This is a genomic window from Enterobacter wuhouensis, from assembly GCF_035835995.1.
In the GTDB taxonomy this organism is placed as follows: domain Bacteria; phylum Pseudomonadota; class Gammaproteobacteria; order Enterobacterales; family Enterobacteriaceae; genus Enterobacter; species Enterobacter wuhouensis.
The window spans coordinates 89491-115179 of sequence record NZ_CP142124.1 but is presented as its reverse complement, the minus strand read 5'-3'; the positions used below and the strand labels follow the sequence as shown (position 1 = coordinate 115179).

Genomic DNA, 25689 nt, shown 5'->3' with positions numbered 1-25689 from the left:
GGGAGACCCCGCAGCGAAGCGAGGATAAAAAAGCATTACGGCTTTACCCGTAATAACTTCCATCGACAATGTTTCCGGTACGACAATGAACCGTCCTGAACTGATCAGGCTTCTTGATGATGCGGAACCTGTGATGTGATTCACATTGAACAGGTCGACAGGCTTACTCGCCTGGGTGATGAAGGCTGGGAGACACTCAGAAAGCAAATTACCGACAAGCAGCTGGCCATCGTCAGTTTTTGATTTACCGACCAGCCATCTGGCGCTATCCAGTACAGTAAGTGATGACTTTACGCGAAGCATGCTGAAGGCCGTAAACGGCATGATGCTGGGGATATGCTCGCCGCTATTGCCAGAAAAGACTACGAAGACCGTCGATGTCGCCAGGCGGAGGGAATCAATAAGGCAAAATCTGAAGGAAAATACCGGGGCAGGGTGGCAGATACTCAAAAGTATGAATTGATACGCACTCTGCGTCTGGCCCACGGAAAATCATTGCGTGAAACAGCTCGCCTCGCTGACGTATCAAAGATGACAGTAATCAGGGTCTGTAAGAGAACAATAGATGAAGGTTACGATGCAGTCAGCCCGGAGTTAGCAGGATAAAGGGGAGGGGACCGAACCACCCCGGAACAGTCCCCTGAAGGAATGGCAATTCCGCCCCCCCCCAATATTAGCCTTTTCCAGGCTGTGATAACATCTCCGGGTCACTTTTTAGAGCCAGGGCTGATGAAGAAAAAAGCAGCACACCCACACCCCACGATGCCACGTTCAGGCAGTTCCTGACGCAACCTGATGTTGCGCGAGATTTTATGGAAATCCACCTGCCAGCAGAGTTACGAACAGTCTGCGATCTCAGCACGCTGAAGCTGGAATCCGGCTCGTTCGTCGAGGATGATCTCCGCCAGTATTTCAGCGATGTCCTCTACAGCCTGAAAACCACAGCCGGCGACGGATATATTCATGTTCTTGTCGAGCACCAGTCAACGCCGGACAAACATAAAGTTGCCACTGGTGATACCGGACTCATTGCACCTAATGGCAGCTTGATTCGCTTCTCGTTATACCAGCGTATGTACGTAAGCGTACAGCGAGAGCCGTATTGACAGGGATGTGTTATTCAGTTGGCAGTGTGATGCGCCAGGGCAGCAGTTCGCTGACCCGGTTGGCCGGTCTGCGCGTCAGCTATGCGGGCAGCAATGGCTGGAGTGCACAGGCCTCAGCAGAAGCCGGTCCGAACCTGGGCTTCAGCAAGAGTGCCCGTAAGGCAAGTCTGGAGGGGGTGAAAGGTCAGCAGTTCAGCATCGATGACGGCAAGCGCAGTGGCGGTGTGAACAGCCAGGTTCAGGTGGGCGCGAACTACAATGCGGGGAACAGCACCTTCGGGGTGAACGCCTTCCAGTGGAAGGAAGACGGTGCATCGGACCAGGGGATGTCCCTGAACTTCAGCCGCCGCTTCTGACGGTACAGCACTGCGCGGGGAGCCGGCGCTCCCCGCCCGGAGAAAGAATATGAAATCAAGAGGTTTATGGATCGCACTGGGCACGGGGGCTGCACTGCTGGCTCTGATGCTGACCGGATGTGATAACGGAGATAAGGGTAAAATGAGCAACACAATTCGTTTTGTAGACACGCAGAAGGTAATGGTGGATTCCGGTCTTGCCAGACAGGAAGCGGAGCATCTTCAGGCTGTTTACGGTGCCCTGAAAGAAGGGCTTGCACTAGTTGAATCGCATTACGGTTCAATGGAAAAAGAGAATCGTCAGCAGGCTGAACAGTCTGATCGGCAGATACTAGAAATGCAGTGGCAGGCGGAACAGCGTTCTGCGCGCCAGATAGTGAATAATGTCATGCTCAGAACTATTGCAGGCTGGCAGCAAAAAAAACGTATCGATGCTGTTCTTCCGAAACAAAGCGCTCTGGCCCTGAATGCAGACATGGACGTTACTGCGGATATCACTGATGAGCTACGTACAGCGACCATCACATTTGGAAAACTGCCTGAAATTAATCTCAAACAGGCTGATTCAAGAAATGCAGACCAGGCAGAAACGCATACGGCTGGATGACCACTGTTAATTAACCATAAAAAAGGCTGCCGAAGGCAGCCTTTTTACAGGATGTTCAGGATGAATTCTGTATATATTATTTCTGACAATCAGTACTTTGCGCTTGGTGCCACTGCATTGTTAGCCCCTCTGAAAGCAATCATTATTTCTCCCGAAGGACTTCTGAATCAGGAGATAATGATCACTGACGGAATTTGCTACATTTTTGTGCGGGACAGGACGCTCTATCGTAACCTGTGCCGGTATCTGAAGTCGACAAACTGTAGACTCATTTTTTTCCTGCCGGATAGGCACAAAGCAGTCGATACAGCCTCTTACGCATCAGTTGTATAAATCCAGTCAGCACATTGAGGACATATCTTCTCTCCTTGCCAACAAATGTGGCACCAGTTGCATCGCCATTGCCGTATTGTTGTGTTAGTAGGTCGAAGGCGCATTTCAGGAGGTGGGATGGTTTTTGGCAATGTCTGTTCTGGTGCTATTTGGAGCTTGTTAAATCGACATGTTTTAAGCCGAGCAACATTGTTGATACCCCCCAACAGGTGCACAAACGTTCTTGTAGATGCCAAAGGATCAAACTGAACACCTATCTGCAGTTTGCAGTAAATACAATGCAATGAATCAAAATCAACCTGTTGAACCGATTCTGGTGTAACCCATTCACCATTTACAGTGACGGCGTGAGTGGCTAAAACGAAGTAATTCATCATGAACTCCGGAACAAATAAAAAAAAGCCAGCATGGTTAGCTGGCTTCGTGGATAGATGAGGGAAGGAAGTATTAGCATCTGGTACAACGGGTTAGATCTCCCGGCTGCTTTTTGTTCTCTTCCTATTTTTCAATGAACTTACTTCTCCGCGCCCAAAGGTCCTGGCATTTCCAGGGAGAACCAGACGTGCGCAGGCATCTATTTTGGTGATGTAACTTAGCGCCTTAAGCAATCCCTTATCCTTACTACTGTCACCGCGTTCCAGTTTGCCGAGGCCGCAGTCCTCATAACGCGCTTTGTTAGCGTTGCAGTTGTAGAAGATGCCTTTACCTTTAGTGATGGTTTGTTTCCAGTATCTCCCGAAAGCATGAGCAATCATGCCATCCTGTTGTGCCTTATTGCCATTTAAGATGAATAGCATGTGGTAATGAAATTTACGCTGTGGCGCATATTCCAGTTTCCACACTGTCCCGAGAACATGGCGAAACAATGGATTTTTTTTCATATTACGAAATAACTGCTGGCGATGCTTACGGGCGTCATCAGCAGTGATGTCCGCTTTATGCTCATTCGCCCATGATAAATCAACCCGCAAGATCAGCAGGCGGGAATGACGCTCCTGCAGATGTCTGATGTAATTCATCACTCCCTTCAGGTTTTTAACTGAAACCCTCTGGTACTTTCTGCATGCCTTTTTAAACCCTGCCTGACTCACTGCGAATCGGTAATCCTGCATCAACTTGTTCAGCATCTCTGCAGTAGTTACGGTATCTGCCCCTATTATTTTCCCGTTATGGACACGAGAATATAAATCGGCGCTAGTAAATAAACGCTGGAATGTAGCTATACGTGGATTAGCCATTCGTACTTTCATCGCATCCAGGGGCAACATATTGAGATAACGGATGGCATCAAGAATGATGGCTGATTCTGCACTCTCTTTGTATCCTGAACGGTTATACAGAATAGTGAAGGGTAACTTACGTCCTCTGCTGAGAGTTTTAAGGCAACTGTCCAGTTGTTCTAATCTGAACCTGAATTCAATGTCATCGGATATGATGAGATAAGGATTGTTATTCTCAATGTGATATTCAGCGTGAGATAACAGTATTGATTCTGGTAAGTTCATAATGTATTTCTCTAAAGCCAGTCAACAATAGCTGACTGGCAATATGTAAGGGTGTTTATTGAATGAATGTCTTTGTATGATATTCAGTATGAATAGTGATATCAGAGGTTATGCTTGTGCAATAACACAATGTACCTGTGTGACGCTACACTGGGTGTGATATCGCATGTTTATATGAAGTGTTATTGATAGGTGGGAGTGTATTAAAGAGCATTTGATAATGCATTAAATACAATAATAAATAAACCGTCTTTATAAATCACATGAAACCCATGTGCGACAAGACACGGAAGTATAAAATCATGGTGTGAAGTTAGTGATCTTTTTATCACTATCTTTAATTGTCTTTATGCTCTCGATTCATTAATGCGGGCTTCAAACCATTCTTTTACTTCACGTTCAATCCAGCGGGAACTGCGGCCAAACTTTACAGGTTTTGGAAATTTACCTTGCTGAGCCATTTTATAAAACCACTTATCAGACAAACCGGTCATTTCGGTAATAAACTGCATACTGACAAATCTATCTTCGTAAATATCAATCGTGTTCATGACATGTCTCCGTAAATGTAACAGGAGGACACCGGTCGGCATCCTTTCATGTCATGGGTCGCATATGTAAGATTTTACTTTTATGAACAGGAGACGCGAATGACGTAACAGTGGCCATATTTTAACGTCATGGCTGTGCAGCCGGTCCACAACCTTCTCCTCCCTCTTTTGGATGCTGCGCGTTGCGCTCACATCCATCACTTTACTCCAGCATACCTGAAGGGTATGAATTTTCACTTTTCATGCATTAAACTCAGTATTCATAGCTACTTCAGATGATTTAACACCTACGTTTTTCCCTATGAATTTGCTATAGTCAACGCCATGAAACACCCTGTGACTGACACACGAGTGGCTGAGGGATGGGAAACGTATACGGTGAGTGAGGGGAATCGAATGAGCAGGAATGAGTCAGTTGTAAAATTAAAAAGTGAGAGGGAGTTAAGATTTTACAGGTGGTTTTACCAGTATGAGTCTGCGATATTAAATTATCATTTAAAACCTTCTGTTAATTCATTAAACATTAGCCACCTTTATTCTCTGGATAACCGACAGGCATCCAGAGTAATTAACACAGCTGTACATTCATTTTATCATCCTGAAATAGCAAATGGATTCATCAGAGCTATCCGAATGAATGTTAATGAGCGCTTCATACCTTCACGTGATTTTGCATGGATAAAAAACTGTCCGGATGCATGCTATTATGTCTGGCTGGTGATAAGAACAATAAATATTAAGATGCCTTCATTATTCTCTACTCTTCATGATGCACAGGTTTATGGCAATCCACCCATATCTCAAATATTAACTTATGATCAACTCAATCTTATCCAGTACCCTGCAAATCACACAGAACGAATGCTCACCATCACCGATTTTTTTGATCGTTGTGATTCCGGTTTAAAGGGCAAAATTGAGCTGATGAATACCATAAGAACAGAATGGTATCGTTTGTATATCTACAAAGATAAGTTTCCTTTAAATAAAAAAGAAAAAGAGAAGTGTGAATGGGCCTGGAAGTACTTTCAAAAAGACAGAGCCAAAATCAAGGAAGGCGCAAAAAAAAGAAAACAAAATAAAGAGTCAGAGAAAGAAAGGCAAGAGAGTAGCTACCAAAACGCATCGCAAAACAGCAATTTTATCATGGCTTATCAAAATATATATCACTCCCCTCATATAACAACACTGACTCAGGCTGCTCAATATATACCGCAACAGTACCCGGCATCAACATTAACTCAGCTTGCTCAATATCATCCTTCCATTGTGAGGCATTATGAATATAATGCTGATGGCCCGCTTAAAAATATGATCGAAAGTTCAGTGCATATAAATACAGCTACTTTAATGCCGTATCTTAAACCTGCCTCTAATGCAGAGAAATGCCTTATCATTCGTTGCCTTTACACATGCTGGTATCATAAAGACAGTGATTTTATAAAACGATTCAATAAAGCGTGGGAAGGCAGGAACGCCAGGAAGAAGTACCGAAGCCAGAAGAAATCGAAGGTGTCATCTGAAAATAGAGTGCCGGAAGATAATAACGTCCCTGTCAGTCAAATTGCAACGCAACCCTGTGTGGAATTACCCCATGAAAAAACACCCACGGAGGCCATGGGGGCATTGAATGAGAAAAGCAGTCCCCTTCCAGCTGATGAAAACATGGACGATAAATACGATGGCAATCATCCATTTATGTGGCTGCCTTATTAACGATTATATTTCCTGGGATGTCTACTGAGACGCCGGTAACATTCAGTATAATTGATTCTATTGCGCATTCCAGATTATTTCATGCCTGTATTACCTGTATGATGCCACGCCGGTATGTATTACCGGTATGGCTTCTGTACATTGATCTGTTATACCGATCGAAACCAAACGCACGATAGGTAAAAACTATTAATATCTTGGCATTGATCGTTTTTATTATAGTTAATAACGATCAATTGCGTAAAACTGATCTGTATTAACGATTATCCCATCTCCTCTCAAATGCATACGATCAAGTGGCCTTTTATGCAAAAAAGGCCCACTTCCGCTTATAAAACACACAGTAAGGAATATCTATGTTGAAGATCATCCCTTCATTTCTTTTCGGCGCAGCATTGTTCAGTGGTGCTGTGCATGCAATGGGCCCGGAGCAGCAATGGGGCAACTGGTTTGGCACTGTCAATGCGATGGAGTTTGAACTTAACGCCGACAATAGCGCCGGAGAGCGTATGACGCTCACCTGCCGGGACAGTCATTTGATAGTGAGCTACAGCGGGTCAGATAAGGAGCCAATGTATATACCAGATAATGGGAAAGAAACTATGGGAATCAATATCAATACAGTTCATTACCCTCCGAATGAGGCGGCTTTTATAGCGCTCAAAAACACAGACAGCCATGGGCAAATTGAAATCACCCGGATGAATAAATCCGTATCTCACCCCTTCAATACCGCAGGGCTCAGGGAAGCTCTGGAGGGTCTTAACTGGGAAGACTGCATCAGCCATTAACCACCCCATCCGGTAGCTCATGCTCCCGCATTGTTAATCATCAGTAAGGATATCTTTATATGGCGACATTCATTTCACGCCTTATTTTACTCTGTACGCTTTCGCTCCCGGCCTTCAGCTTTGCCATCACCATTCCCGGTAATATTCATCCAGAACGCTACACGTTCTTTCTGACAGATGGCGGTGGTGAAATGCTTCGCGAAATGAACGATGCGGCAGTCAGCGTAAAACTCAACAATAAAGCTGGTTTCAGCGCGGAGGCACAGAGCAAGGCGGCTGCAGCGAATATCTCTCCTTTATTGTACGCAGCATCACCGCTTGAACAGAACTTTATCCGCTACGACAGTAAACCGGTTAAGGCTCTGACTTGTCTCGTAACGACCCGCACTATGCCGGGTCAGAATAAAAATTACTCATGGGAGGAAACCTATTGCCTGGATGAAACCGGTGCTGCCTACATCGGCACAAAAGGCTGGCCGTCACGTGCTATCGTCGAAAAGAGCTGCGAGGTGGGTGCCTCCGGTTGTCCTGTATATCTTGTTCTGAACAATGATCCACCGACCATGCGGAATGATGCTGCGCAATATATTCCTTATAGCAGCGATCGGGCAAGCGGGCAGAAAGAACGTAACTCTGGGCCAAAATCAACGACCGCTGAAACCGTCGCAGAGCAGGACGGTTATGTGGTGAGTTTTGTTAAAGCCAGCAACTGTGCAGACAACAAACTGATTGTCAAAAACACAAGCTCCGGGAAAACCGCCGCAATTGCAGGATTAAGAGGTTGCTCTTTTGATCCGAAGAAAAATGCAGTAATTATCTTCCCTCAAAATGAATATGTCGGCGTTTACAGTGGCCCCACAAACGCTTCTGAGGAAATAGCCTCAGTCGATCTCCCCTAATTACTCTTCTAGTCCGGTATAAGCTTCCTGCGATACCGGACGCCTTTTGGATCAACCTATGAAAACTAAAAAATCCCCGGACGATACAACGCCAGATGCAGAATCATTTGGGTTGACCTGGCCCGTTGTTTTCAGCGTAGCAGGCCTCACTCTGCTGAGAAGTAAGTCGGTCGTATGCCAGACAATGGGAGCCAGCCTGATGACCTATAGCCTGATAAGACTCATAAAAAAACTCGCCACGCTTGCCTGAAAAGTCCCAATCAGGCAACACGGTTTGTGTTCTAACACCTGTACCAGACGTACTATCACCTTCCGAAGCTCGCAAGGAAGCTAACTCTCGACAAAAGCTGAAGCGTTCCTTTATCAAAGGGCTGGCTGCAATAGCAGAGGACAGAATCAATGATGATGCCTTTGTTTTATCGGTGTGCAGCAAAGCGTATGAACGCTTACCTCTGAACATAAGGCGAGTCGTTAAATACGAGTGGTGTCTTCGATACTTCCAGTACAGTAAACCCTTTATTCTGCAGCGATTACAACATCACCAGGCCGAAAAGCTAATACCACCGGCATTACCTGACAGAGAACTCTCGCCACAGCAGAGCCAGCCACCAGCCTCTCCCTGAACATTTTATCTTCCATCCAATGCCACTCTACTGGAGTAGCTTTTATGCCCGATTTAAAAGGAATCAACTATGACCCGTTTAGCCAGCCGCTTTGGTGCAGTCAACCTTGTTCGTCGTGACCGCCCGTTAACTCGCGACGAACTAGCCCATTATGTGCCCAGTGTCTTCAGCGAAGAAAAGCATGAATCCCGTAGTGATCGCTATACCTACATCCCGACAATTACCCTTCTCGATAACTTGCAACGTGAAGGCTTCCAGCCATTCTTCGCGTGTCAAACCAGAGTCCGCGACCAGAGCAAACGAGAGCATACGAAGCACATGCTGCGCCTGCGTCGTGAAGGCCAGATTACTGGCAAACAGGTTCCCGAAATTATTCTGCTGAACAGCCACGACGGCTCCAGCTCATATCAGATGCTACCGGGGTTATTCAGAGCAGTTTGCCAAAATGGGCTGATTTGCGGTGAGAGTTTTGGCGAAGTACGCGTGCCGCATAAAGGCAACGTAGTAGAGAAAGTCATCGAAGGGGCCTACGAAGTACTGGGAATATTTGACCGCGTAGAAGAGAAACGCGATTCCATGCAGTCGCTTTTGTTGCCGCCGCCCGCTCAGCAGGCTATGGCGAAAGCGGCGCTGACATATCGCTTCGGTGAGGAGCACCAACCGGTGACAGAGACGCAGATACTTTCCCCACGCCGCTGGCAGGATGAGAGTAACGACCTGTGGACCACTTATCAGCGCATTCAGGAAAACCTGATTAAAGGCGGGCTATCGGGGAGAACAACCAAAGGAAAGCGCGCCCATACCCGAGCAGTGAAAGGTATTGACGGTGATGTGAAGCTCAACCGGGCCCTCTGGGTGATGGCTGAGAATATGCTGCAGCTTGCTTCATGATCTCTTCCACTATTTTCCCTTAACGCCTTTCCGAAGATTCGGAAGGGCTTTTCTTTCTAAGGAGCAACCATGTCTACGATCAATTTATCCCCGGTATTTCCTGCAAACGAGCAGCGAGTCATCCAGCGAGCATTACGTCTGCTGGAGAAATACCAGCGTCAACCGAGTGAGTCATTTACCTCTACCAGCCTTACAAAAACCTGGCTGCAACTGCAGATGGCTCACCTGGAACGGGAAGTCTTCATCGTAATGTATCTCGACAATCAGCATTGCCTGCTGGAGCGAGAAACACTGTTTACCGGCACGCTCAGCCATACCGAAGTGCATCCCCGCGAAGTGGTTAAATCAGCCCTGAAACATAACGCTGCTGCGGTCATTTTGGCGCATAACCACCCGTCCGGCACGACAGAAATCAGCCAGCAGGATAAACATGTCACTCAGCGAATTGCTAAAGCCTTGGCTCTGGTGGAAGTGCGTGTGCTGGATCATCTTGTGGTCGGGAACGAAGTGGTGTCTTTTGCTGAATGTGGCTTGTTATGAGGTGCAGAATGAAAATTATCAGTAAGCGCCAGGCGATGCATATTTATCGTCAGCATCCCGAATCCAAGTTATCTGCCTTCTGTACAGGTCACTACCAGTGGCATGGCAGTGTCTGCCATTACTACGGACGTGAAGTTCAGGATATCAGCGGCGTTCTCGCTGTTTTTGTTGAACGTCGTCAGGACCGGGCAGGCCCGTACGCCATTCTGCGCAGCGTGACAGTGAACTAATCTACCCACTCAGTCATTAAGGAATATATTAATGCAGTCGACCACCTTATCCGGCACATCGGCGGAGAACGCATCCTGCCTTCAGTGGGGTTTAAAACGTAATATCACGCCATGCTTCGGCGCTCGCCTGGTACAGGAAGGCAACCGCCTATACTTTCTGGCTGACCAGGCAGGATTTAATGGCTCATTCAGTGACGATGAAGCTTTGCGTCTGGACCAGGCATTTCCACTGATGATGAAACAACTTGAGCGGATGCTGACGGCTGGCGAGCTTGATGCTCGCAGCCAGCACTGCGTCACACGGCATCACAACGGACTTACTTGTGAAGCTGACACTCTCGGCTCTCATGGCTACGTTTACATTGCCATATATCCCCAGTCAGCTCTAACCAGATAACACCTTCCTCTTCTTTTATCAGGGACTCAACACATGCATATTTCAACTGTACCGGCAACGGTGACGGTTTCGTCACGCCTGTCTCCTGTCCAAGTTTGGCAAAAACTATTAACGTATATTTTAGAGCATCATTACGGCCTCACGATCAACGACACACCGTTCAGTAACGATATGACGATTCAGGAACATATAGAGGCTGGAGTGAATCTTACTGATGCTGTTAATTTCCTTGTGGAACGATTCGAGCTGGTGCGCATTGACCAGAAGGATTTCTCCTGGCAGGATCAAGAACCCTGGATAACATCTTTGGATGTTCATCGGGCACAGTTCAACCTTGGCTTGAAACGCTCATAAATCAGCCAACTGATCATTAAGGAAAACATGTGGGGGCATAATCGGGGGCATATCAGTAAACCGCATAGGAAAATAATCAATAAATTCAACATGATTAATCACCAAATGCGACTCCTGTGATCTCCGCCAGATTTTCTCTCTATTAACTAATTAAAAATTAGTTTTTAATCAAATATTCAAAGTAATCAACTCTCTGTCGTCACTTTGGTTTTGCTGCTCATCAGGGCTGATGGACTTTAGATATTGCATTACGGAATCATTTTCCAAAAGTGAACGATAAAGTACAAACTCCCAATTACTTCGTGCCTCATGCAAATCATGCTCCGAATATCGTGCATGGAGAACTTGCTCAATATTGAAGTTTGTATTTTTTAACTTCCTAATCCATTTTTTTATTTCTTTATCGCAATAAACGAGGATTCTTTCTTTAACTTTAAGAGATATTATATGCAATATAATCGCTCTTTGTTCTTGAACATTATCCGTTCTAGTTGAAAATTTCACCTGAAAAGTAACCTTACCCTCATCCAGTGAAGAAATTATTTCTATAATAACATTATCAAGAAGTGTTGAATAAAATGGATGGGCAAACATAACTAAATCATTTTCTTGGGAAAAGTATTTATTACTTTTTATCGGTGCACATGACCGACATTGTGGAACTAAATTATTTGGATATATAGAATATTCAGCAAGCTTATCTTTTGGTATAAAATGGTCTAATGTATCCGGAATAGTTGGATTTCCACAGTATGGGCAAGATGTCAATGCATGCTCACGTCTTTTAGAAATCAAAAGCTCTTTGAGCCTTGAAGTGGGATAGTTGTATAAATCAATAAAATGTTTTTTTAGGTCGCTATTTGCTTCAGATGAAAACATACTTTCGGGAAGATTGTTATCCAACCCATTGACAATATAAACATAATCATTATATTTTTCGCATATTTCTTTTTTTAATGTAGGTAATGAGACATCTCTAGCCTTCTTACAAGCAAGGCCTAAATTCAACCATATTTTCTCGTCCTGCGTCAGTAATGCTTTAATAATTTTCATTTGCACTACCTTAATTAGAACTGTTTATCTTAGAAGCTAAGTATACCAACCCTTCGTCACCAATCTTATGCGATAACTTATCCAAATTTTCATTAAGACTTAACTTTTCATCCATAATATCATCAATCTCATGTTGATATGGTTTCTTTATGGAATAATCATCAAAAATCTCTCCAATTATTTCTTCTAAGGATTCTCCGTATGTTTCTATATTAGGACGATCAATCATCGTGCCAAAGGTAGCTTCTTTTAAAACATGAACACAATTTCTCTGAACTTCTCTTGCTATCAATGAAGAATGAGTAGCTATAATTGCATATGATTTTCTGTTTTTAAGTATAGTTTTCAACATTTCAATTAACCCGATCTCTAATGCTGGATGTAAATAAAGTTCAGGCTCATCTATGATAATTAATGTTTCATCTTGAATTTCTGACACTATTGATGGAATCATAAAAGAATAAATTTGTTGACCAGAGCTTAGTTTTAATTCTTCCCCATTATTTAGAAAACTGGCTCCTGCTTGGTAATTAATTTCTTCATCTTCATTGTTAAAATTAATTTTGTCACCGCTCATAGTTACATCTATATTTTTATTTTTTATAGTTTTAAATCTTATGGTGTCAAATTTCATTGATAATGAGAGTGTTGAAAAAATCGTTTTAAGTTTTCCTTGCCCACCTTCCGCCCACCACGCTACATCTCTGTCATATTCAATAGAGTTTAAAATAGATTTGGCTGAAAACGAAGTCGGCCATTCTCTATCAAATTGCCCTTCAACATTCTTGAAGCCTATGTAAGTATAATCATTTATTGATAATGGATTGTCATGGATATTTATCGGGTTTTGTAAACCATATTTAACAGATAAAAGTTCAGATAACTCTCTATTCGTATTGAAACTCTCAAAAGGAGAATAAGAGACTACGATTAATTTATTAAACAATGGCTTAGATCTTGCTGATTTTAACCCAGTTATGACATCACAAACCTCTTTAAGTATGTGTGTTTTTCCTAACCCATTTTTACCTATAATAAGATTAATATCTCTAGGTATATCATTCAATTTATTAAATGAAAGAGTAAATGGCTCAAAAGAATCGCCTAAATCATTTAATGCGATTTCAATAACCCCATTAATCTCATAACTACCCATGGCAATTTTTGTGCCGTTTTTAAGTATAGACTTACTGCTTGAATTATCCCTATAAAAACGGCTAGTAAACCCATACCAATTTTTATAGAGATTCAAATTATCCTTGTAGTAACTAACATCACACAATCTTTTTAAAATATATATTGCTTGTTGTTCTTCAAAAAGACTGGCTATAGCCTTGTAATATTCAATGTTATTCGGCATTGATACTATCATTTTGGGTCGAAAAAGTTTTGTCACTTCGTAAATTTTATTCCCTTCAATATGGTTACCTTCCTGTTCGAAAAACTCCCTCATATTTCGACTGTCTGGAGATAATACCATTACATTTCCAATCTTTTTTGCTAAATTCTTAGATTTCACATAATATAATTGGAAGTTTATAGCCAAACCACCTTCTTTATTTCCTTTTTTCTCAGGATATCCTAAATTATCAGGAAGAAAGTGCAGACCTATATAATATTCAAACCCATACCAATTGGAAAAATAAATTTTCATTCATTATCCTTAACATTTTATAAAAAGCATTAATATCTAATTATAATTTTGGAACAATACCTTTCCTAATCAATTCATTTTTAGCAATAGTTTTTATCCAATTCCCCAAACTCATCCCTGCATCTTTTGCTGCAGCCTCAAATTGCGCCTTCAACTCAGGCGTAATACGAATCTGAAACGTCGGTGCTTTGCCAGATTTAGATTTGTTAGGGTCACGTTTAGCTGTTGACATGTACGTACCTACAAGAGCAAGATATCTTCATTGAGGTACGTACCTTAACATACGATAACCTCAAATTGAAACGCCCTCGCCCGGTACTCGCAATACCGGACGAGAGCTAACCTCACCAACTATCAAGGAGTTGATTATGGCTGATTCGTATTCTACCCCAGACACCGACCAATCCGGAACCGAGCGTTCGTTAATTGTGGGATACCGCCCGAATGTTTTCGACAAATCCACGCCGAAAATCATCCTTTCCGGCAAGTGGCTGCGCGCGGCGGGGTTTGATACCGGGCATCAAGTTACGGTAAAGGTGATGAAGGGTTGCATCGTTCTGGTGGCGTATAACGAGCAGGAGCAGCGGTTGCAGGATGATTATAAACGGACGAAGGCAAAGCTCGTTGAGCTAGAGGATGCGCTTGCAGCGATTCAAATTCAGCATCCTGGAAAGCGCCTCGCAAAATAAAATACAAACCACCTGGCTTAGCGGCTGTTTCTGGCATACTACGAGCTGATAAGGTTAACCGCTCAAAATGAGAGGCGACATGGCAGATAAAGACGTAATCCAATCTCCAGCAGGTGAATTTGTTATGTTTGCCAGCGATGACGGAACTGTTCGCATCACATGTCGCTTTGAATACGAAACGCTCTGGCTGTCGCAAGCAGCTATAGCTGCTCTTTATCAGGTCACTCCTCAAGCCATTACTCAGCATATTAAGGCAATTTACGAAGAAGGTGAGCTTGAACAAAAAGCAACCTGTAAGGCTTACTTACAAGTTCAGCAAGAAGGTCAGCGTAAGGTCAATCGCAACACACTTCACTACAGTCTGCCCGTCATTCTCGCCATCGGCTATCGCGTCCGATCCACGCGAGGTACACAGTTCCGTCAGTGGGCCACCCAAACGCTGCAGGAATATCTGGTAAAAGGCTTCGTTATGGACGACGAGCGCCTGAAAAATCCGCCTGTCGGATCTTCCGCCGTACCTGACTATTTCGATGAAATGCTGGAGCGCATTCGCGATATACGGGCCAGCGAACGCCGGGTCTATCTTCGCGTGAGGGAGATTTTTGCGTTAGCCGCTGACTATCAGCCGTCGCTTAAAGAAACTACGCAATTCTTCCAGACCATTCAGAATAAGCTGCATTTTGCTTGCACGGGCCATACCGCTGCTGAGTTGATTCACCAGCGTGTGGACGCCACGCAACCGCATATGGGGCTGACCAGCTATAAAGGCGAAGAAGTCCGTAAAAGCGATGTCACCACCGCAAAAAATTATCTTTCTCAGGATGAAGTGAGCGAGCTTAATCGCGTCGTTAATATGTGGCTCGATTTTGCCGAAGATCAGGCCAAACGCCGTAAGCAGGTATTTTTAGAAGACTGGCAAACCAAGCTCGATCAGTTCCTTCAATTTAACGATCGGGACGTTTTAGAAGGAGCAGGCAAAATCAGCAAGAAAGCGGCTGATGAAAAGGCGTGCTCAGAATACATTGAGTATGAAAATAAGCAGCGCCTGCTGAAAGAAGCCGAAGGTGAAAAAGATATCGTCGGCCTATTAAAATGGGATAAGCAGGCTAAGCGCTAATCCCGGTATTCCTGCCCAGCTTCATATGCAGCAGCGGAAACGCATTACCCTGCCCGTCAAGCTCCGAGCGCCCGACCTGCTCAAACCCCATATGCCGATAAAACGCGACGCCCTGCGGGTTTTGCTCATTCACATCTACTTCATTCGCGCCAAACTCCGAAATAGCGTAATTCAGGAGGAGCTTACCCACGCCCTTGCCCCGGCTCGCATCGTCAACGAACAGCATTTCAATGCGCTTTTCATCAACACCTATAAAGCCGTGAATAACGCCAGCATCATCGCGGGCAATCACGACCTTAAGATTCGGCAGATAGGCGTTGAGCAATAACGGGCGCAGCGCAGCGATATCGCTTTCCCGTAAGAAGTGATGCGTGGCGCGGACGGAGGATTCCCAGATCGCGACGAGACGTTCAAATTGTGAAGAGACTGCGGTTTCAATTTTCATGGGAAGATCATGTTTGAAAAACCACATTAATACAAGCAACTCTTTGCGGATAGCACGCTTAATTTTCACCCGAAAGGTGTCGCTTTGCTTTGGTAAGTCACCGGAGCGATATAAATGAAAAAATTCACCTTCCTGCTGTTTTTACCGCTATTTCTCAGCGGCTGCGCGGCCATTGTGGGCAATAACGACGAGACGGTTAACATCGAAAGCCAGCCGACTCACGCCTTCTTTATCATTGCGGATCAAAGCGGCGCAATCATTAAGACGGGCACAACGCCGCAGTCTGTGATCCTTAAAAAATCTGACGGGAGCTACTTCGGCAAGCGTGAATATACGCTCACGGTAAAACAGGAGGGATACTATTCGCTGATCGTGCCGCTGGAAACGCGTTTAAGCCACTGGTACACCCTGGGGAATATTATCTTCCTCGGCGTGCCGGGCTGGCTGATTGTCGATCCGTTCTTTGGCGGGATGTATACGCTGAAAACTGACGCCATCAACGCGGTGCTGCGTCCCTGCCCACCGGGTCCGTTTAATTACATGTGTACCTAAGTCTGCGACGCGCGCCAGACGCCCGGCGTGCAGCCGTATTCGGTCTGGAAATGACGAATGAAATGGGCGCAGTCGCTAAAGCCCATCCGCAGGGCGATATCGGTTACGCTCCGCTGCGAGTTTTTTAATAACCAGCAGGCATAGCGCAGCCGGGCGCTGCGGATAAATTCTCGGGTGGTTTTACCAAACTCAGCGTTAAACAGGCGGTTAAGCTGCCGCTCGCTCAGGGCCACTTCGCTTGCCAGACCGGCCGTGCTGAGCGGACGCGTGAGGTATTGCTCAATCAGCATGACCACGCGGCGCAGCCGCGAGTCGGGGATAAGGGAGACGTTGGCCGGTCGCGGCGTGGCAAGCTCATTTGGCACAAGCGACAGCCGCTGGCAGGCGGCGCTGGCCGCGTCACGCCCTGCATGGGCGCGAATCAGCTCGGTGGCCAGCGTGATGGTTGAAATGCCTCCCGGGCAGGTCACCACATCACCTTCATCAATAAAGTCATAGCCTTGTTCGGCGTAGACCTGCGGAAAACGCTGTCGAAACGTGTCCAGATGATAAGGATGCACCGAGGCCCGTCGCTCGTTGAGAAACCCCTCCTGCGCCAGCACAAAACTGCCGGTACCAATGCCTATCAGCGGAACTCGCGCCTGATGCGCATGAGCGAGATACTCTCTGTCGCCACCGTAACCGCGATTAAGATGCTCCAGGCTCCCCCCGATGGCCGCAATATAGTTAAACGAATCGGGTGGCGCATGTGCGGACTCAGGTTTGATGCTCACGCCCGTACTGCTGGTAATTGGCACATCGGGAAACTCACTTATCAACCTGATCTTGAGAGATATTTCTTTTTGCGTTTTCGCTGCAAACCGCAGCGCCTCCAGTAATCCTGATACGGCCAGCAGTGAATAGTGCGGCCATAACAGCAACCCTATATGCAGCCGTTTTTTCGGCGCGGGTATGCCGTCGCCGAAAGGTTCAAATACTGTTTTCATTATCTTGCCAAATTTAATATAAATTACATTATCGCAACACGCGGGCTGCTTTTTATATTTCAAAGGTAATGTTTAAACCTTAAATCAAGCATAAATGAATCGAGCGCTCTTTATAACAATTTTCTCGTTTATCTCATTCTTTTTTTGACGATCGGCACATATAGGTCGGTAATGTTCCCAACGTAAAAAGATAGTTACCATTCTGTTGTTCATTTATACGTATATAAATACTTTTCCCGGGATAAACAAAAAATTGCGGCTCATATTTTTCCAGCCATTCATCCTCAACGTTATCGTCCGGAAATTTCATATTCTTATCAGACGTCAGAAAATAGACGCTGTCCTTCCGCTCTACCCGGAAGGGAATTTTCCGGTCGATAATTTTAGTCGGATCGCTTTGTACTCGACCGTTCATACTCAGCGTGCCGCTGTTGCCGTCGAAGATGTAATTCAGCCACAGCGACAGCGTCTCCTCCGGGTGATGCTGCACAAGGTTCGCCTGGCAGGAAAACGGCTGGACATAGTATCTCTGCCACAGAAAATAGCCCACTAACGCGCTGCCGGTCGTCAGACACGTTGCGAGAATAAAGAGCAGATGACGATAACGACGCATGCTAGCGATCCTCAATGAAATAATCCGAGATACAGCGGTTTGGCTCTTTCATGGGCCTGTCGCAGCGAATAACGGACGCGCGCGGAAGTAACGCATACCAGCTGATATACACCCAGGGGTGGCTTGCGCAGTCGGCTTTAAAAGGACCGGCATAGGCCAGCGCCTTCGCCCGTTCACTCTGGGTCTGAATATCATTAGCAAGATGAACGCGGCATGTACCCACCATTGCCGCAAAATGGTAATCATCCACGAAACGGTTATCCCGGGCATTCGAGTGCCCTATAACCCCCACGCCGGCAAATATGAACAGCATAGCCAGTACTGCGGCAAGCCAACGTGAACGCGCTACCGGCGGCGGCGCGGGCGTCTGCTGAGGCGGCATGAGGCAATCCTGCGTCATCCCTTGCGGTTCCTCGGTCGTTTCTGCCGGACGAGGAGGTAGTTCTTTAATGGTTATTTGCGTATCGCTGGCCAGCGTCAGACCAATACGCGGAATGGTCACGATGGGATCGGCCTCAAAACCAATCTTCTTAAGCCCTTTGCGCAGAATAGAGATGTTCTGATAATAGGTATTTGGCGAAACCAGCATGCCGCGGCGCTGCCAGACGATATCAAGGAACTCCTGCTGCGTAACAATGGTTCCCGCCCTGTCGATTAATAACAACAGGCAGCGGCCTGCAGGTGAATTTAACACAACCACACGATCGGGATTGTTGAGATCGCGTAACGTGCTGGCTGCAGGGTGGAATTCAACGATGTTATTAATAACGTAATGCTTGTGCATAGGGTGGTAGTCATTCTCCGGTTAACGCCAGCTAATCTCACTTATCCATGACTTCGCACGGACAGCATATAACGCTCACAATTTCTACATCTGGATTAATGTGACTGATAAAATTAACGCTGTATATCGCGTCAATTGGCGAAAATTCTTATTTATAGCGCATCGCTGCAGCTTCACTGAACTGATGATTTCACTTAAACCCCAGTTCTCATGCGGCCTACAGCGCATTATGCCATGCATCAAATCACATTCTCATCTTTTCTGAAGTCCTATTTTTCATGCTTTGGGACAATCTTAATGACACCTACTCCCTATTAAGGATATAGACGACAACGCGGGCTAAATCACGCCCTTGACATTGACAAAACCAGACAAAAGGCCAAATTGAATACAGCGGACACGGGTGTCTAATTCATTCAGAAACGCTAATTCTCAACTTTTATGAATCTGCAGAAAAATCAATATAGATAGCGTTTTAACCCCCTCAATGCGGGCGTCGTATCATCAGTATAAACCGATGATACCACTCGGAAATTGTTATCCACCGTCAGCAAATCCGCCCTAAAACTGACGCCAGCAGACACTCCGCTTACAAAACCTTTCTCAAAGCAAAACTTTCATTGAAAAGTGCAGGTATGATTATTTCAGGGCAGCGAAACAGAACAAAACCAATATGAGGATGATGCTGTAACTTGTTTTTAACAAAGGCTTAATACAAATTAAGATTACTTCAGATTACCTCTTTATTGGCCCGAGTATAGTAGGCCTACACCATGCAATGCGTGATTGCTTCGAAAGAACAGGCTGACGCCCGCGCTAATCGCTCGCCTGATTACTATTATAAATCGAGGGAATAACATGGCGAATAAACCCGAAAAAACACAACGCGTAAATATTGCATTAATGGGCAGCGATCATTATGCACGGCATGGCATCACAACGCTATTAAGGAGCATCAGTCCAGAATTAGAGATTAAGATTTCCGTGGGGGATTACCACCAGCTGAATACCGAACTGTCGGCAACACCCATTGATATTTTACTAATGTCAGGGGCGGAGAAGTATCACACAGGATATGACTGTCTTAAATATATCAAAAGAATTAAAGCTAATTACCCTGACGTCATTATCTGCATGTACTCCGCTCCGGCGAATTCACTGCACTGGGTCAGAGGGGATATTGATGCGTATATCTCGCTGCAGGACTCAATTTTTCGCTGGCGAGCCACCTTATTAAAAATGGGCGATAGCCGCTTCCGCCCAAAAAAGAAACCAGCGGCACTCACGCTGACGCCAGGAGAATGGAGGGTATTAAAGGAACTCAGGAACGGACTGGATATGCGTTACATCGCAGAAATAGAGAAGCTTTCTTATCGCCGGGTGAGCGCATTAAAGACCTCCGCGATAAGAAAACTTGGGCTCAGGAATAAGACAGATTTGCTGGTCTTTTTAACCAGTTAGACCTGCCGCTTTCAGAGCAAATCTCGTAATAACAACACAATGGAATCAAGACAATGAAAGCTAAATTCAATACCAAAACTCTGCTGGCATTAAGCGTTGCTGCACTGCTGCCGGCGGGCTCCGCCCTGGCTGCCACCACCAGCGGCGGCACGGTGAACTTCAACGGCAAAGTGGTGACCTCGGCCTGCGCCATCAGCGCCGGCAGCGCCAACATCGATGTCGATATGGGTGAAGTACGCACCGCAACGCTGGCCGCGGCAGGCAGCGAGGCCAGCACCGCGAAAGCCTTCTCCATCGTCCTGGAAGATTGCGAAATCGCGGATACCTCGGCCTCCACCGAAGAAAATCCTATTGCCGCCACCACGGTAGCCGTGACCTTTACCGGCACGCCGGATAGCGCAGACGCCAACAGCCTGGCCGTGGGTTCAAACGGCAGCGCCAACTCTGCACAGCACGTCGCCATTCGTCTGTATGACGAACAGGGCAACGTGGTGAAGCTGGGCGAAGCGGCGGCAGCCGTTCCGCTGCGCACGGGCTCTAACACCCTGAATTTCAGCGCAAAATATTACTCCCCGGAAGGCAGCGCCACGGCGGGTGATGCCAGCGCCGTTGCGACCTATACCGTGACCTATTCGTAATTTTCAGGCCCGGTCGATTGGCCGGGCCTGACTCAGCTTTCAGGAGAAAGACTATGCGCGCATCAACATGGGTTTGTCTGGCGGGCTCTTTATGTTCTTCCGTCGTTTATGCAGGCGGCGTGGGATTGGGCGCGACGCGAATGGTTTACTCCAGCTCGACCACGCAGTCCATGATGCAGGTCAGAAACACCCACCCCGAGGCCACCTTCCTGATCCAGTCATGGATGGAGAGTGAAAAAGGGGAACGCACCAACGACTTCGTCATTACGCCGCCGCTGTACGTCTTAAAACCGGCCAGCGAGAGCGTGGTGAAAATCATGTTCAACGGCAGGGCGCTGCCGCAGGACCGCGAAACGCTCTACTGGATGACGGTGAAGGCGATCCCGCAGCAGATGAAAAACGGCTCAGGCAATTCCCTGCAGTTTGCTTCCGCCAACCGCATCAAGGTCTTTTATCGCCCGGAGGGACTCGTGGAAGGCGCGGGTGAGGCGTGGAAACGCCTCGGCGGTACGGTCCGCGCGGGCAAAGTCAGCCTCACGAATCCGACGCCTTACTACCTCACCACCATCAACGTGAAGGTCGACGGTATGCCCGTCAAGCCCGTAATGATACCGCCAAAGGCAAGCGTGACGCTGGCAGAAACCTTCAGCCGCGCCAGCAGCGTGAGCTACCAGACCATTAACGATTACGGGGCCTGGACGCCCGTTACCCGCTCGTCGCTGTCGCAACAATAAAAACAGAAGGGCGTAACCGCGTGAAAATGAAAATCCTGTGCGTCATGGTGTCAGCCATGATCGTTCGGCAAGCCGTGGCTGCCGAAAACGAGCTGCAATTCAACCCTGCCTTCCTCAACGGTGAAAGCGCGAACAGCGCCGATCTCACCTGGGTCAACGCAGGCAGCACGCTGCCGCCAGGAGAGTACAGCCTCAACCTGTACATCAATAACAATTACGCCTTTACCGGGAACGTTGCGTTCCATGCCGATGAAAGCACCTCAGGCGAAGCCCAGCCCTGCCTCACGCCAGAGCAGATTATTGCCCTCGGTATCGATACCCATCAGGCAAAGGGCGGCGCGCTGCCCCTTGCCCAGCGCTGCCTCTTTTTGCCGCAGGTCTTTCCCGGCGCCCGCTATGACTTTGACCAGAAGACCCTGACGCTTAGCTTTACCGTGCCGCAAAGCATGATGCGTAATCTGCCGCGTGGATACGTGAGCCCGGAAAGCTGGGAGTCCGGCATTCCTGCCGCGTGGCTGAACTACGTGGTGAACGGCGCCAACAATACGTATCAGGGCGAGACGCGAACGCGCGACCAGCAGCTGTTCGCAAGCCTCAACAGCGGCGTTAACCTGGGCGCATGGCGGCTGCGTGATTTCACCACGTGGACCAAAGACACAAACGAACTCACCCACGTGCAAACCTGGCTGCAGCGCGATATTCCCGCCCTGCGCGCGCAGTTCTATGCGGGCGAAACCTATACCTCGTCTCAGGTTTTCGATTCCGTCGGCCTGCGCGGCGTGGCCTTGAAAACGGATGACAACATGCTGCCCGCCAGCCTGAGCGGCTATGCGCCAGACGTGCGCGGTATCGCCCGCAGCAACGCCACGGTGACGGTGCGCCAGAACGGCAACATCATCTATCAGACCACCGTTCCGCCAGGCGCGTTCGTGCTGAAAGATCTCTATCCGACCTCCTCCGGGGGCGATCTGGCGGTCACCATTCAGGAAACCGACGGCAGCCAAACGCAGTACACGCTTCCCTTTGCCAGCGTGCCGAACCTGGTGCGCAACGGCCAGATGAAATATGCCCTTGGCGGCGGTAAATACCGTCCGACAGGCGATCAGGATACGCCCTCGTTTGCCCAGGGCGAGCTGTTCTACGGCTGGAAATACGGCCTGACGTTCTACGGCGGCGCGCAGGTGTCCGATCGCTACACCGGCATGGCCTTCGGCATCGGGCAAAATCTCGGCCGTTTTGGCGCCTACTCCGTCGACCTCACGCACGCGCGCAGCCAGCTGGCGGACGATAATACCTACACCGGGGATTCGGTTCGCCTGCGCTACAGCAAGCTGCTGAACGATATCGGCACGCGCGTAAACTTCTTCTCGCTGCGCTACTCGACGCAGGGGTTTTATACCCTGAGCGATACGACCTATAAGGGCATGGCAGGCGGGAATGCGAAGCAGGTCGTGGCGAATGACGGCACAATCTCTACACATTACGACACCGTCTATAACCTGCGCATGTCGCGCAAGGCGAAGAACCAGGTGCTGCTGTCGCAGCCCATGGGGGAGTACGGTTCGCTGTCGCTCTCCTGGGATCAGCAAACCTACTGGAACACGCCAAAAACCACGCAGAGCCTGCAGTTTGCGTGGAACGCCACGTTTCGCAACGTGTCGCTCGGCGTAAGCCTGCAGCGCGCTACCAGCCTGTACGATAACCAGAAAGATAACATCCTGGCGATGTCCGTTTCGGTGCCCTTTGGCAACCCGAAACTGGCGACCCGCGCCCGCTTCACCACCACCCAGGCGGATTCTACCGGCAACACCTCCAGCGCGGGCGTCAGCGGCTATATGCCGGGCCAGGAGAACCTGTTCTATAGCGTGAACCAGCGCTACAGCGCGCAGCAGCAGTACGGCGGCGATGCCGCGCTGCAGTACGAAGGCCAGTGGGGCGATTACAACCTGGGCTACAGCTATGGGAAAGATTCGCAGAACCTCAGCTACGGCATGAGCGGTGGCGCGGTTCTGCACGAAGATGGCCTGACGCTGAGCCAGCCGCTGGGCAATACCAACATTCTGGTAAAGGCGCCCGGCGCCAGCGACGTGGCCGTGCTCAATCACAAAGGAATTAAAACCGACAGCCGGGGCTATGCGGTGATCCCCTATGCCACGCCGTACCGCGTCAATCAGGTTGCGCTGGACGTCACCACCGTGGGCAATGACGTGGAGCTGGATAACGCCATCGCCAATAAAACCCCCACCGACGGCGCGATGGTGCGCGCCACGCTGACCACGCGTCAGGGGGCAAAAGCGATGTTCATCGTGCGCCACCGCAGCGACGTGCTGCCTTTCGGCACCCTGGTATCGCTGAAAGACGATAAGGCCAGCGGCATCGTCGGAGATGGCGGCAGCCTCTATCTGACCGGGCTATCGCCGCAGGGCACGCTGCGCGCCGTGTGGGGACGCAGCAACAATCAGAGCTGCAGCATTGATTACCGGTTAAATAAGCAGGATTACAACCCGCGCACCGGCCTTTACTCACAGGAGGTGGTATGTCAGTAGCCTTTCGCCTCACCTGTCTCGCCCTGCTGATGGCGTTTACCGTGCCGGTGCGCGGCTACGACGTGCTGGTCTCCGTAACCGGCAGCGTCATGGGCAACACCTGCATCGTGGCGGCGGATTCCGAGGAGCAAACCGTGCCGCTGGGCACCATCGGCATTAAGCAGTTCACCGAGACGGGCGCGGCCAGCAATATCAAAACGCCCTTTACGCTCACGCTTGAAGAGTGCGGCCCCACCTTCGCGGGCGTAAAAATCCGCTTCAGCGGCACGCCGGACGACGATGACCCGCAGCTCGTCAAAATCGCCGGGGGCGGTGCAACCGGCGTCGCGGTGCAGATTCTGGATAAAGACAGCGTGCCGATCCCGCTGGACACCCAAACCGCCGCCTACGGCGCAGCGGGGGATGAGAGCGTAAAAATGACCTTCTATGCGCGACTGGTCGCCACGGGTGCGCCGGTCAATGCCGGAGACGTTTCGGCAGTAGCGACCTGGACTACGGAGTATCAATAATGCGTTTACTAATGTTAGCCCTGCTCTTCGTCACGTCCCAGGCCTTTGCCCTCTCCTGGACATCGGATATCGCCCTTTCGCCAACGCCCATGACGTGGTCCGGCCCGGCGGATTCCATTGTGCCAGGAAAGACGATCGGCTCTGAATGGAGTGCAAGCGCAAGCGTTTCAGAAGTGTTCTGGTGCGGCCTGATATTTACCTGCTCCAAAGGTACGCTGGAGCCGAGCAGCAGCATGATTGCCACCGGCATCACGGTCGTCGTCAATGGCGCAAGCTACATGGTGTTTGAAACGGGCGTGCCCGGTATTGGCTTCATTCTGGGGCTCAAAGATTTTAACGGCACCACCTATGTCCCGATGCAGTCCGGCATCACCCAGAGCTATCCGGCCGACGGGACTAGCGGTTACGCCACCGCGCTGGGCTGGTCGGCAAAAGTGACGTTTATAAAGACCGGCGTAGCGCTGAAGTCCGGCGTTTACCAGACGCCAACCATTAACGCCGCGATCCTCACCGCCTACAACAACGAAGTGAAAACCGCGAAGGTGATCATTAACCCCACCACCATCACGGTGACGGCGAGCGGCTGCACGGTGAGCACCAAAAGCGCCAGCGTTGAGCTGGGCAACATTGATATCCACACGCTGCCGACCGTGGGTAGCACGTCGCCGTCGGGATCGTTTACCGTCGGCCTGAGCTGCGACGCCAATATCGCGGTGAACGCCGTAATGACCGACCAGACCACGCCGTCGAACACCTCTTCGGTCGTGACGCTTACCGGTGAGTCGTCCGCTTCCGGCGTGGGGGTGCAGTTCTTTTACAACGGCACCGGGCCGCTGATGATGGGGCCAGACAGCTCTGCGGCAGGCACCACGAACCAGTTCTTCATCCAGACGACGACCGCCGCCCAAACGCTCTCTCTGCCGTTTCAGGCGCAGTACATCCGCACGGGCGAAGTGGTGCCGGGCACCGCCAATGCGCTGGCGAGCATCACCTTCTCGTACCAGTAAGG

At 48.5% G+C, this 25689-nt stretch carries 30 protein-coding genes and 2 pseudogenes; 21 read left to right on the top strand and 11 right to left on the bottom strand.

Annotated elements, in window-relative coordinates; translation table 11 throughout:
- Positions 1 to 34: 34 nt before the first annotated feature.
- A pseudogene (locus VPX56_RS00610) lies at positions 35 to 606 on the top strand (recombinase family protein).
- 92 nt (positions 607 to 698) lie between these two features.
- Positions 699 to 1001, top strand: a pseudogene (locus VPX56_RS00605) (Rpn family recombination-promoting nuclease/putative transposase); the annotation flags it as partial.
- On the opposite strand, the gene VPX56_RS22975 reads toward VPX56_RS00605, so the two are convergent.
- Positions 962 to 1051 (bottom strand): hypothetical protein, encoded by a 90-nt coding sequence (locus tag VPX56_RS22975; RefSeq protein ID WP_456077555.1) that lies wholly within the window; start codon positions 1049 to 1051, stop codon positions 962 to 964. The pseudogene VPX56_RS00605 and the gene VPX56_RS22975 overlap by 40 nt on opposite strands.
- Before the next feature lie 60 nt (positions 1052 to 1111).
- Between VPX56_RS22975 and VPX56_RS00600 the strand changes: the two genes are divergently transcribed.
- The gene (locus VPX56_RS00600; RefSeq protein ID WP_326469262.1) at positions 1112 to 1462 is read left to right on the top strand and encodes a hypothetical protein; all 351 of its coding nucleotides are present in this window, start codon (positions 1112 to 1114) and stop codon (positions 1460 to 1462) included.
- A gap of 49 nt (positions 1463 to 1511) precedes the next feature.
- Complete coding sequence (locus VPX56_RS00595; protein WP_326469260.1) at positions 1512 to 2069, top strand: OmpH family outer membrane protein; 558 nt, start codon at positions 1512 to 1514, stop codon at positions 2067 to 2069.
- Positions 2070 to 2383: 314 nt separating this feature from the next.
- Here VPX56_RS00595 and VPX56_RS23055 read toward each other — a convergent pair whose 3' ends face one another.
- The 3 genes from VPX56_RS23055 to VPX56_RS00585 form a co-directional block, all read right to left on the bottom strand.
- The gene (locus tag VPX56_RS23055) at positions 2384 to 2506 is read right to left on the bottom strand and encodes a putative zinc ribbon protein (RefSeq protein WP_439196569.1); all 123 of its coding nucleotides are present in this window, start codon (positions 2504 to 2506) and stop codon (positions 2384 to 2386) included.
- A 363-nt stretch (positions 2507 to 2869) separates the two neighbouring features.
- Positions 2870 to 3907: a YagK/YfjJ domain-containing protein gene (locus tag VPX56_RS00590; RefSeq protein WP_326469258.1), complete on the bottom strand. Its 1038-nt coding sequence runs from the start codon at positions 3905 to 3907 to the stop codon at positions 2870 to 2872.
- Positions 3908 to 4254: 347 nt separating this feature from the next.
- A complete protein-coding gene (locus VPX56_RS00585; protein WP_023334626.1) occupies positions 4255 to 4458 on the bottom strand; it encodes a helix-turn-helix transcriptional regulator in 204 nt (67 codons plus the stop codon).
- 336 nt (positions 4459 to 4794) lie between these two features.
- On the opposite strand from VPX56_RS00585, the gene VPX56_RS00580 reads away from it, so the two are divergent.
- The 8 genes from VPX56_RS00580 (at position 4795) to VPX56_RS00545 (ending at position 10899) form a co-directional block, all read left to right on the top strand.
- Complete coding sequence (locus VPX56_RS00580; protein ID WP_326469256.1) at positions 4795 to 6174, top strand: hypothetical protein; 1380 nt, start codon at positions 4795 to 4797, stop codon at positions 6172 to 6174.
- 356 nt (positions 6175 to 6530) lie between these two features.
- Entirely contained in the window at positions 6531 to 6965 is a 435-nt protein-coding gene (locus VPX56_RS00575; protein ID WP_023334629.1) for a hypothetical protein, read from the top strand.
- 59 nt (positions 6966 to 7024) lie between these two features.
- Positions 7025 to 7864: a hypothetical protein gene (locus tag VPX56_RS00570; protein ID WP_023334630.1), complete on the top strand. Its 840-nt coding sequence runs from the start codon at positions 7025 to 7027 to the stop codon at positions 7862 to 7864.
- 692 nt (positions 7865 to 8556) lie between these two features.
- Positions 8557 to 9378 (top strand): DUF932 domain-containing protein, encoded by an 822-nt coding sequence (locus VPX56_RS00565; protein ID WP_044599778.1) that lies wholly within the window; start codon positions 8557 to 8559, stop codon positions 9376 to 9378.
- A gap of 69 nt (positions 9379 to 9447) precedes the next feature.
- Positions 9448 to 9918, top strand: coding sequence for a RadC family protein (gene radC / locus VPX56_RS00560; RefSeq protein WP_032294514.1), 471 nt, complete (start codon positions 9448 to 9450; stop codon positions 9916 to 9918).
- 8 nt (positions 9919 to 9926) lie between these two features.
- Positions 9927 to 10148 carry a DUF987 domain-containing protein gene (locus VPX56_RS00555; RefSeq protein ID WP_023315134.1) on the top strand — a complete coding sequence of 74 codons (222 nt, stop codon included), beginning with the start codon at positions 9927 to 9929 and terminating at the stop codon, positions 10146 to 10148.
- A gap of 31 nt (positions 10149 to 10179) precedes the next feature.
- Positions 10180 to 10545, top strand: coding sequence for a type IV toxin-antitoxin system YeeU family antitoxin (locus VPX56_RS00550; protein WP_326469252.1), 366 nt, complete (start codon positions 10180 to 10182; stop codon positions 10543 to 10545).
- Between the two features lie 33 nt (positions 10546 to 10578).
- Positions 10579 to 10899, top strand: a complete 321-nt coding sequence (locus tag VPX56_RS00545) for a TA system toxin CbtA family protein (RefSeq protein WP_326469250.1) — start codon at positions 10579 to 10581, stop codon at positions 10897 to 10899.
- Between the two features lie 168 nt (positions 10900 to 11067).
- Here VPX56_RS00545 and VPX56_RS00540 read toward each other — a convergent pair whose 3' ends face one another.
- From VPX56_RS00540 to VPX56_RS00530, 3 genes are read right to left on the bottom strand one after another with little or no spacing between them, the layout of a single operon-like run.
- On the bottom strand, positions 11068 to 11952 hold the full coding sequence (locus VPX56_RS00540) for an HNH endonuclease (RefSeq protein WP_131634645.1): 885 nt from the start codon (positions 11950 to 11952) through the stop codon (positions 11068 to 11070).
- A gap of 10 nt (positions 11953 to 11962) precedes the next feature.
- Complete coding sequence (locus tag VPX56_RS00535; RefSeq protein ID WP_131634644.1) at positions 11963 to 13606, bottom strand: AAA family ATPase; 1644 nt, start codon at positions 13604 to 13606, stop codon at positions 11963 to 11965.
- Between the two features lie 40 nt (positions 13607 to 13646).
- Positions 13647 to 13838 (bottom strand): toxin-antitoxin system HicB family antitoxin, encoded by a 192-nt coding sequence (locus tag VPX56_RS00530; RefSeq protein WP_131634643.1) that lies wholly within the window; start codon positions 13836 to 13838, stop codon positions 13647 to 13649.
- A 136-nt stretch (positions 13839 to 13974) separates the two neighbouring features.
- On the opposite strand from VPX56_RS00530, the gene VPX56_RS00525 reads away from it, so the two are divergent.
- On the top strand, positions 13975 to 14295 hold the full coding sequence (locus VPX56_RS00525) for a SymE family type I addiction module toxin (RefSeq protein WP_131634642.1): 321 nt from the start codon (positions 13975 to 13977) through the stop codon (positions 14293 to 14295).
- A gap of 79 nt (positions 14296 to 14374) precedes the next feature.
- Complete coding sequence (locus tag VPX56_RS00520; protein WP_131634641.1) at positions 14375 to 15412, top strand: virulence RhuM family protein; 1038 nt, start codon at positions 14375 to 14377, stop codon at positions 15410 to 15412.
- Here VPX56_RS00520 and VPX56_RS00515 read toward each other — a convergent pair.
- The gene (locus VPX56_RS00515; RefSeq protein WP_326469244.1) at positions 15402 to 15857 is read right to left on the bottom strand and encodes an acetyltransferase; all 456 of its coding nucleotides are present in this window, start codon (positions 15855 to 15857) and stop codon (positions 15402 to 15404) included. The two genes, VPX56_RS00520 and VPX56_RS00515, sit on opposite strands and share 11 nt — an antisense overlap.
- Before the next feature lie 114 nt (positions 15858 to 15971).
- Here VPX56_RS00515 and VPX56_RS00510 point away from each other — a divergent pair, with 114 nt between their 5' ends.
- Entirely contained in the window at positions 15972 to 16409 is a 438-nt protein-coding gene (locus VPX56_RS00510; RefSeq protein ID WP_326469242.1) for a hypothetical protein, read from the top strand.
- Here the strand turns inward: VPX56_RS00510 and VPX56_RS00505 are convergent.
- From VPX56_RS00505 to VPX56_RS00495, 3 genes are all read right to left on the bottom strand, one after another.
- On the bottom strand, positions 16406 to 17395 hold the full coding sequence (locus VPX56_RS00505) for a GlxA family transcriptional regulator (protein WP_326469240.1): 990 nt from the start codon (positions 17393 to 17395) through the stop codon (positions 16406 to 16408). The genes VPX56_RS00510 and VPX56_RS00505 overlap by 4 nt on opposite strands.
- 133 nt (positions 17396 to 17528) lie before the next feature.
- Positions 17529 to 18008, bottom strand: a complete 480-nt coding sequence (locus tag VPX56_RS00500) for a hypothetical protein (protein WP_326469238.1) — start codon at positions 18006 to 18008, stop codon at positions 17529 to 17531.
- A gap of 1 nt (position 18009) precedes the next feature.
- Positions 18010 to 18792 carry a winged helix-turn-helix domain-containing protein gene (locus VPX56_RS00495; RefSeq protein ID WP_326469236.1) on the bottom strand — a complete coding sequence of 261 codons (783 nt, stop codon included), beginning with the start codon at positions 18790 to 18792 and terminating at the stop codon, positions 18010 to 18012.
- 858 nt (positions 18793 to 19650) lie between these two features.
- On the opposite strand from VPX56_RS00495, the gene VPX56_RS00490 reads away from it, so the two are divergent.
- Genes VPX56_RS00490 through VPX56_RS00465 form a run of 6 tightly spaced genes read left to right on the top strand, consistent with a single transcriptional unit; the run spans position 19651 to position 25687 of the window.
- Complete coding sequence (locus VPX56_RS00490) at positions 19651 to 20253, top strand: LuxR C-terminal-related transcriptional regulator (protein WP_131634635.1); 603 nt, start codon at positions 19651 to 19653, stop codon at positions 20251 to 20253.
- A 53-nt stretch (positions 20254 to 20306) separates the two neighbouring features.
- Entirely contained in the window at positions 20307 to 20891 is a 585-nt protein-coding gene (locus tag VPX56_RS00485; RefSeq protein WP_131634634.1) for a fimbrial protein, read from the top strand.
- 53 nt (positions 20892 to 20944) lie between these two features.
- A complete protein-coding gene (locus VPX56_RS00480) occupies positions 20945 to 21625 on the top strand; it encodes a fimbrial biogenesis chaperone (protein ID WP_131634633.1) in 681 nt (226 codons plus the stop codon).
- Between the two features lie 20 nt (positions 21626 to 21645).
- Positions 21646 to 24171, top strand: a complete 2526-nt coding sequence (locus VPX56_RS00475; RefSeq protein ID WP_131634632.1) for a fimbria/pilus outer membrane usher protein — start codon at positions 21646 to 21648, stop codon at positions 24169 to 24171.
- Positions 24162 to 24680, top strand: coding sequence for a fimbrial protein (locus tag VPX56_RS00470; protein ID WP_131634631.1), 519 nt, complete (start codon positions 24162 to 24164; stop codon positions 24678 to 24680). The genes VPX56_RS00475 and VPX56_RS00470 overlap by 10 nt, the downstream gene beginning before the upstream one ends.
- Positions 24680 to 25687: a fimbrial protein gene (locus VPX56_RS00465; protein ID WP_131634630.1), complete on the top strand. Its 1008-nt coding sequence runs from the start codon at positions 24680 to 24682 to the stop codon at positions 25685 to 25687. The genes VPX56_RS00470 and VPX56_RS00465 overlap by 1 nt, the downstream gene beginning before the upstream one ends.
- Positions 25688 to 25689: the final 2 nt, after the last annotated feature.

What these genes read in the sequence shown, in the direction of transcription:
- VPX56_RS00470 (WP_131634631.1), top strand. Translation starts at nt 24,162, where the DNA reads ATGTCAGTAGCCTTTCGCCTCACCTGTCTCGCCCTGCTGATGGCGTTT.
- VPX56_RS00515 (WP_326469244.1), bottom strand. Translation starts at nt 15,857, where the DNA reads ATGAAAATTGAAACCGCAGTCTCTTCACAATTTGAACGTCTCGTCGCG.
- VPX56_RS00465 (WP_131634630.1), top strand. Translation starts at nt 24,680, where the DNA reads ATGCGTTTACTAATGTTAGCCCTGCTCTTCGTCACGTCCCAGGCCTTT.
- VPX56_RS00540 (WP_131634645.1), bottom strand. Translation starts at nt 11,952, where the DNA reads ATGAAAATTATTAAAGCATTACTGACGCAGGACGAGAAAATATGGTTG.
- VPX56_RS00525 (WP_131634642.1), top strand. Translation starts at nt 13,975, where the DNA reads ATGGCTGATTCGTATTCTACCCCAGACACCGACCAATCCGGAACCGAG.
- VPX56_RS00555 (WP_023315134.1), top strand. Translation starts at nt 9,927, where the DNA reads ATGAAAATTATCAGTAAGCGCCAGGCGATGCATATTTATCGTCAGCAT.
- VPX56_RS00575 (WP_023334629.1), top strand. Translation starts at nt 6,531, where the DNA reads ATGTTGAAGATCATCCCTTCATTTCTTTTCGGCGCAGCATTGTTCAGT.
- VPX56_RS00565 (WP_044599778.1), top strand. Translation starts at nt 8,557, where the DNA reads ATGACCCGTTTAGCCAGCCGCTTTGGTGCAGTCAACCTTGTTCGTCGT.
- VPX56_RS00510 (WP_326469242.1), top strand. Translation starts at nt 15,972, where the DNA reads ATGAAAAAATTCACCTTCCTGCTGTTTTTACCGCTATTTCTCAGCGGC.
- VPX56_RS00490 (WP_131634635.1), top strand. Translation starts at nt 19,651, where the DNA reads ATGGCGAATAAACCCGAAAAAACACAACGCGTAAATATTGCATTAATG.
- VPX56_RS00505 (WP_326469240.1), bottom strand. Translation starts at nt 17,395, where the DNA reads ATGAAAACAGTATTTGAACCTTTCGGCGACGGCATACCCGCGCCGAAA.
- VPX56_RS00585 (WP_023334626.1), bottom strand. Translation starts at nt 4,458, where the DNA reads ATGAACACGATTGATATTTACGAAGATAGATTTGTCAGTATGCAGTTT.
- radC (WP_032294514.1), top strand. Translation starts at nt 9,448, where the DNA reads ATGTCTACGATCAATTTATCCCCGGTATTTCCTGCAAACGAGCAGCGA.
- VPX56_RS00485 (WP_131634634.1), top strand. Translation starts at nt 20,307, where the DNA reads ATGAAAGCTAAATTCAATACCAAAACTCTGCTGGCATTAAGCGTTGCT.
- VPX56_RS00545 (WP_326469250.1), top strand. Translation starts at nt 10,579, where the DNA reads ATGCATATTTCAACTGTACCGGCAACGGTGACGGTTTCGTCACGCCTG.
- VPX56_RS00500 (WP_326469238.1), bottom strand. Translation starts at nt 18,008, where the DNA reads ATGCGTCGTTATCGTCATCTGCTCTTTATTCTCGCAACGTGTCTGACG.
- VPX56_RS00570 (WP_023334630.1), top strand. Translation starts at nt 7,025, where the DNA reads ATGGCGACATTCATTTCACGCCTTATTTTACTCTGTACGCTTTCGCTC.
- VPX56_RS00480 (WP_131634633.1), top strand. Translation starts at nt 20,945, where the DNA reads ATGCGCGCATCAACATGGGTTTGTCTGGCGGGCTCTTTATGTTCTTCC.
- VPX56_RS00530 (WP_131634643.1), bottom strand. Translation starts at nt 13,838, where the DNA reads ATGTCAACAGCTAAACGTGACCCTAACAAATCTAAATCTGGCAAAGCA.
- VPX56_RS00495 (WP_326469236.1), bottom strand. Translation starts at nt 18,792, where the DNA reads ATGCACAAGCATTACGTTATTAATAACATCGTTGAATTCCACCCTGCA.
- VPX56_RS23055 (WP_439196569.1), bottom strand. Translation starts at nt 2,506, where the DNA reads ATGCGCCTTCGACCTACTAACACAACAATACGGCAATGGCGATGCAAC.
- VPX56_RS00590 (WP_326469258.1), bottom strand. Translation starts at nt 3,907, where the DNA reads ATGAACTTACCAGAATCAATACTGTTATCTCACGCTGAATATCACATT.
- VPX56_RS00550 (WP_326469252.1), top strand. Translation starts at nt 10,180, where the DNA reads ATGCAGTCGACCACCTTATCCGGCACATCGGCGGAGAACGCATCCTGC.
- VPX56_RS00535 (WP_131634644.1), bottom strand. Translation starts at nt 13,606, where the DNA reads ATGAAAATTTATTTTTCCAATTGGTATGGGTTTGAATATTATATAGGT.
- VPX56_RS00600 (WP_326469262.1), top strand. Translation starts at nt 1,112, where the DNA reads ATGTGTTATTCAGTTGGCAGTGTGATGCGCCAGGGCAGCAGTTCGCTG.
- VPX56_RS00520 (WP_131634641.1), top strand. Translation starts at nt 14,375, where the DNA reads ATGGCAGATAAAGACGTAATCCAATCTCCAGCAGGTGAATTTGTTATG.
- VPX56_RS00595 (WP_326469260.1), top strand. Translation starts at nt 1,512, where the DNA reads ATGAAATCAAGAGGTTTATGGATCGCACTGGGCACGGGGGCTGCACTG.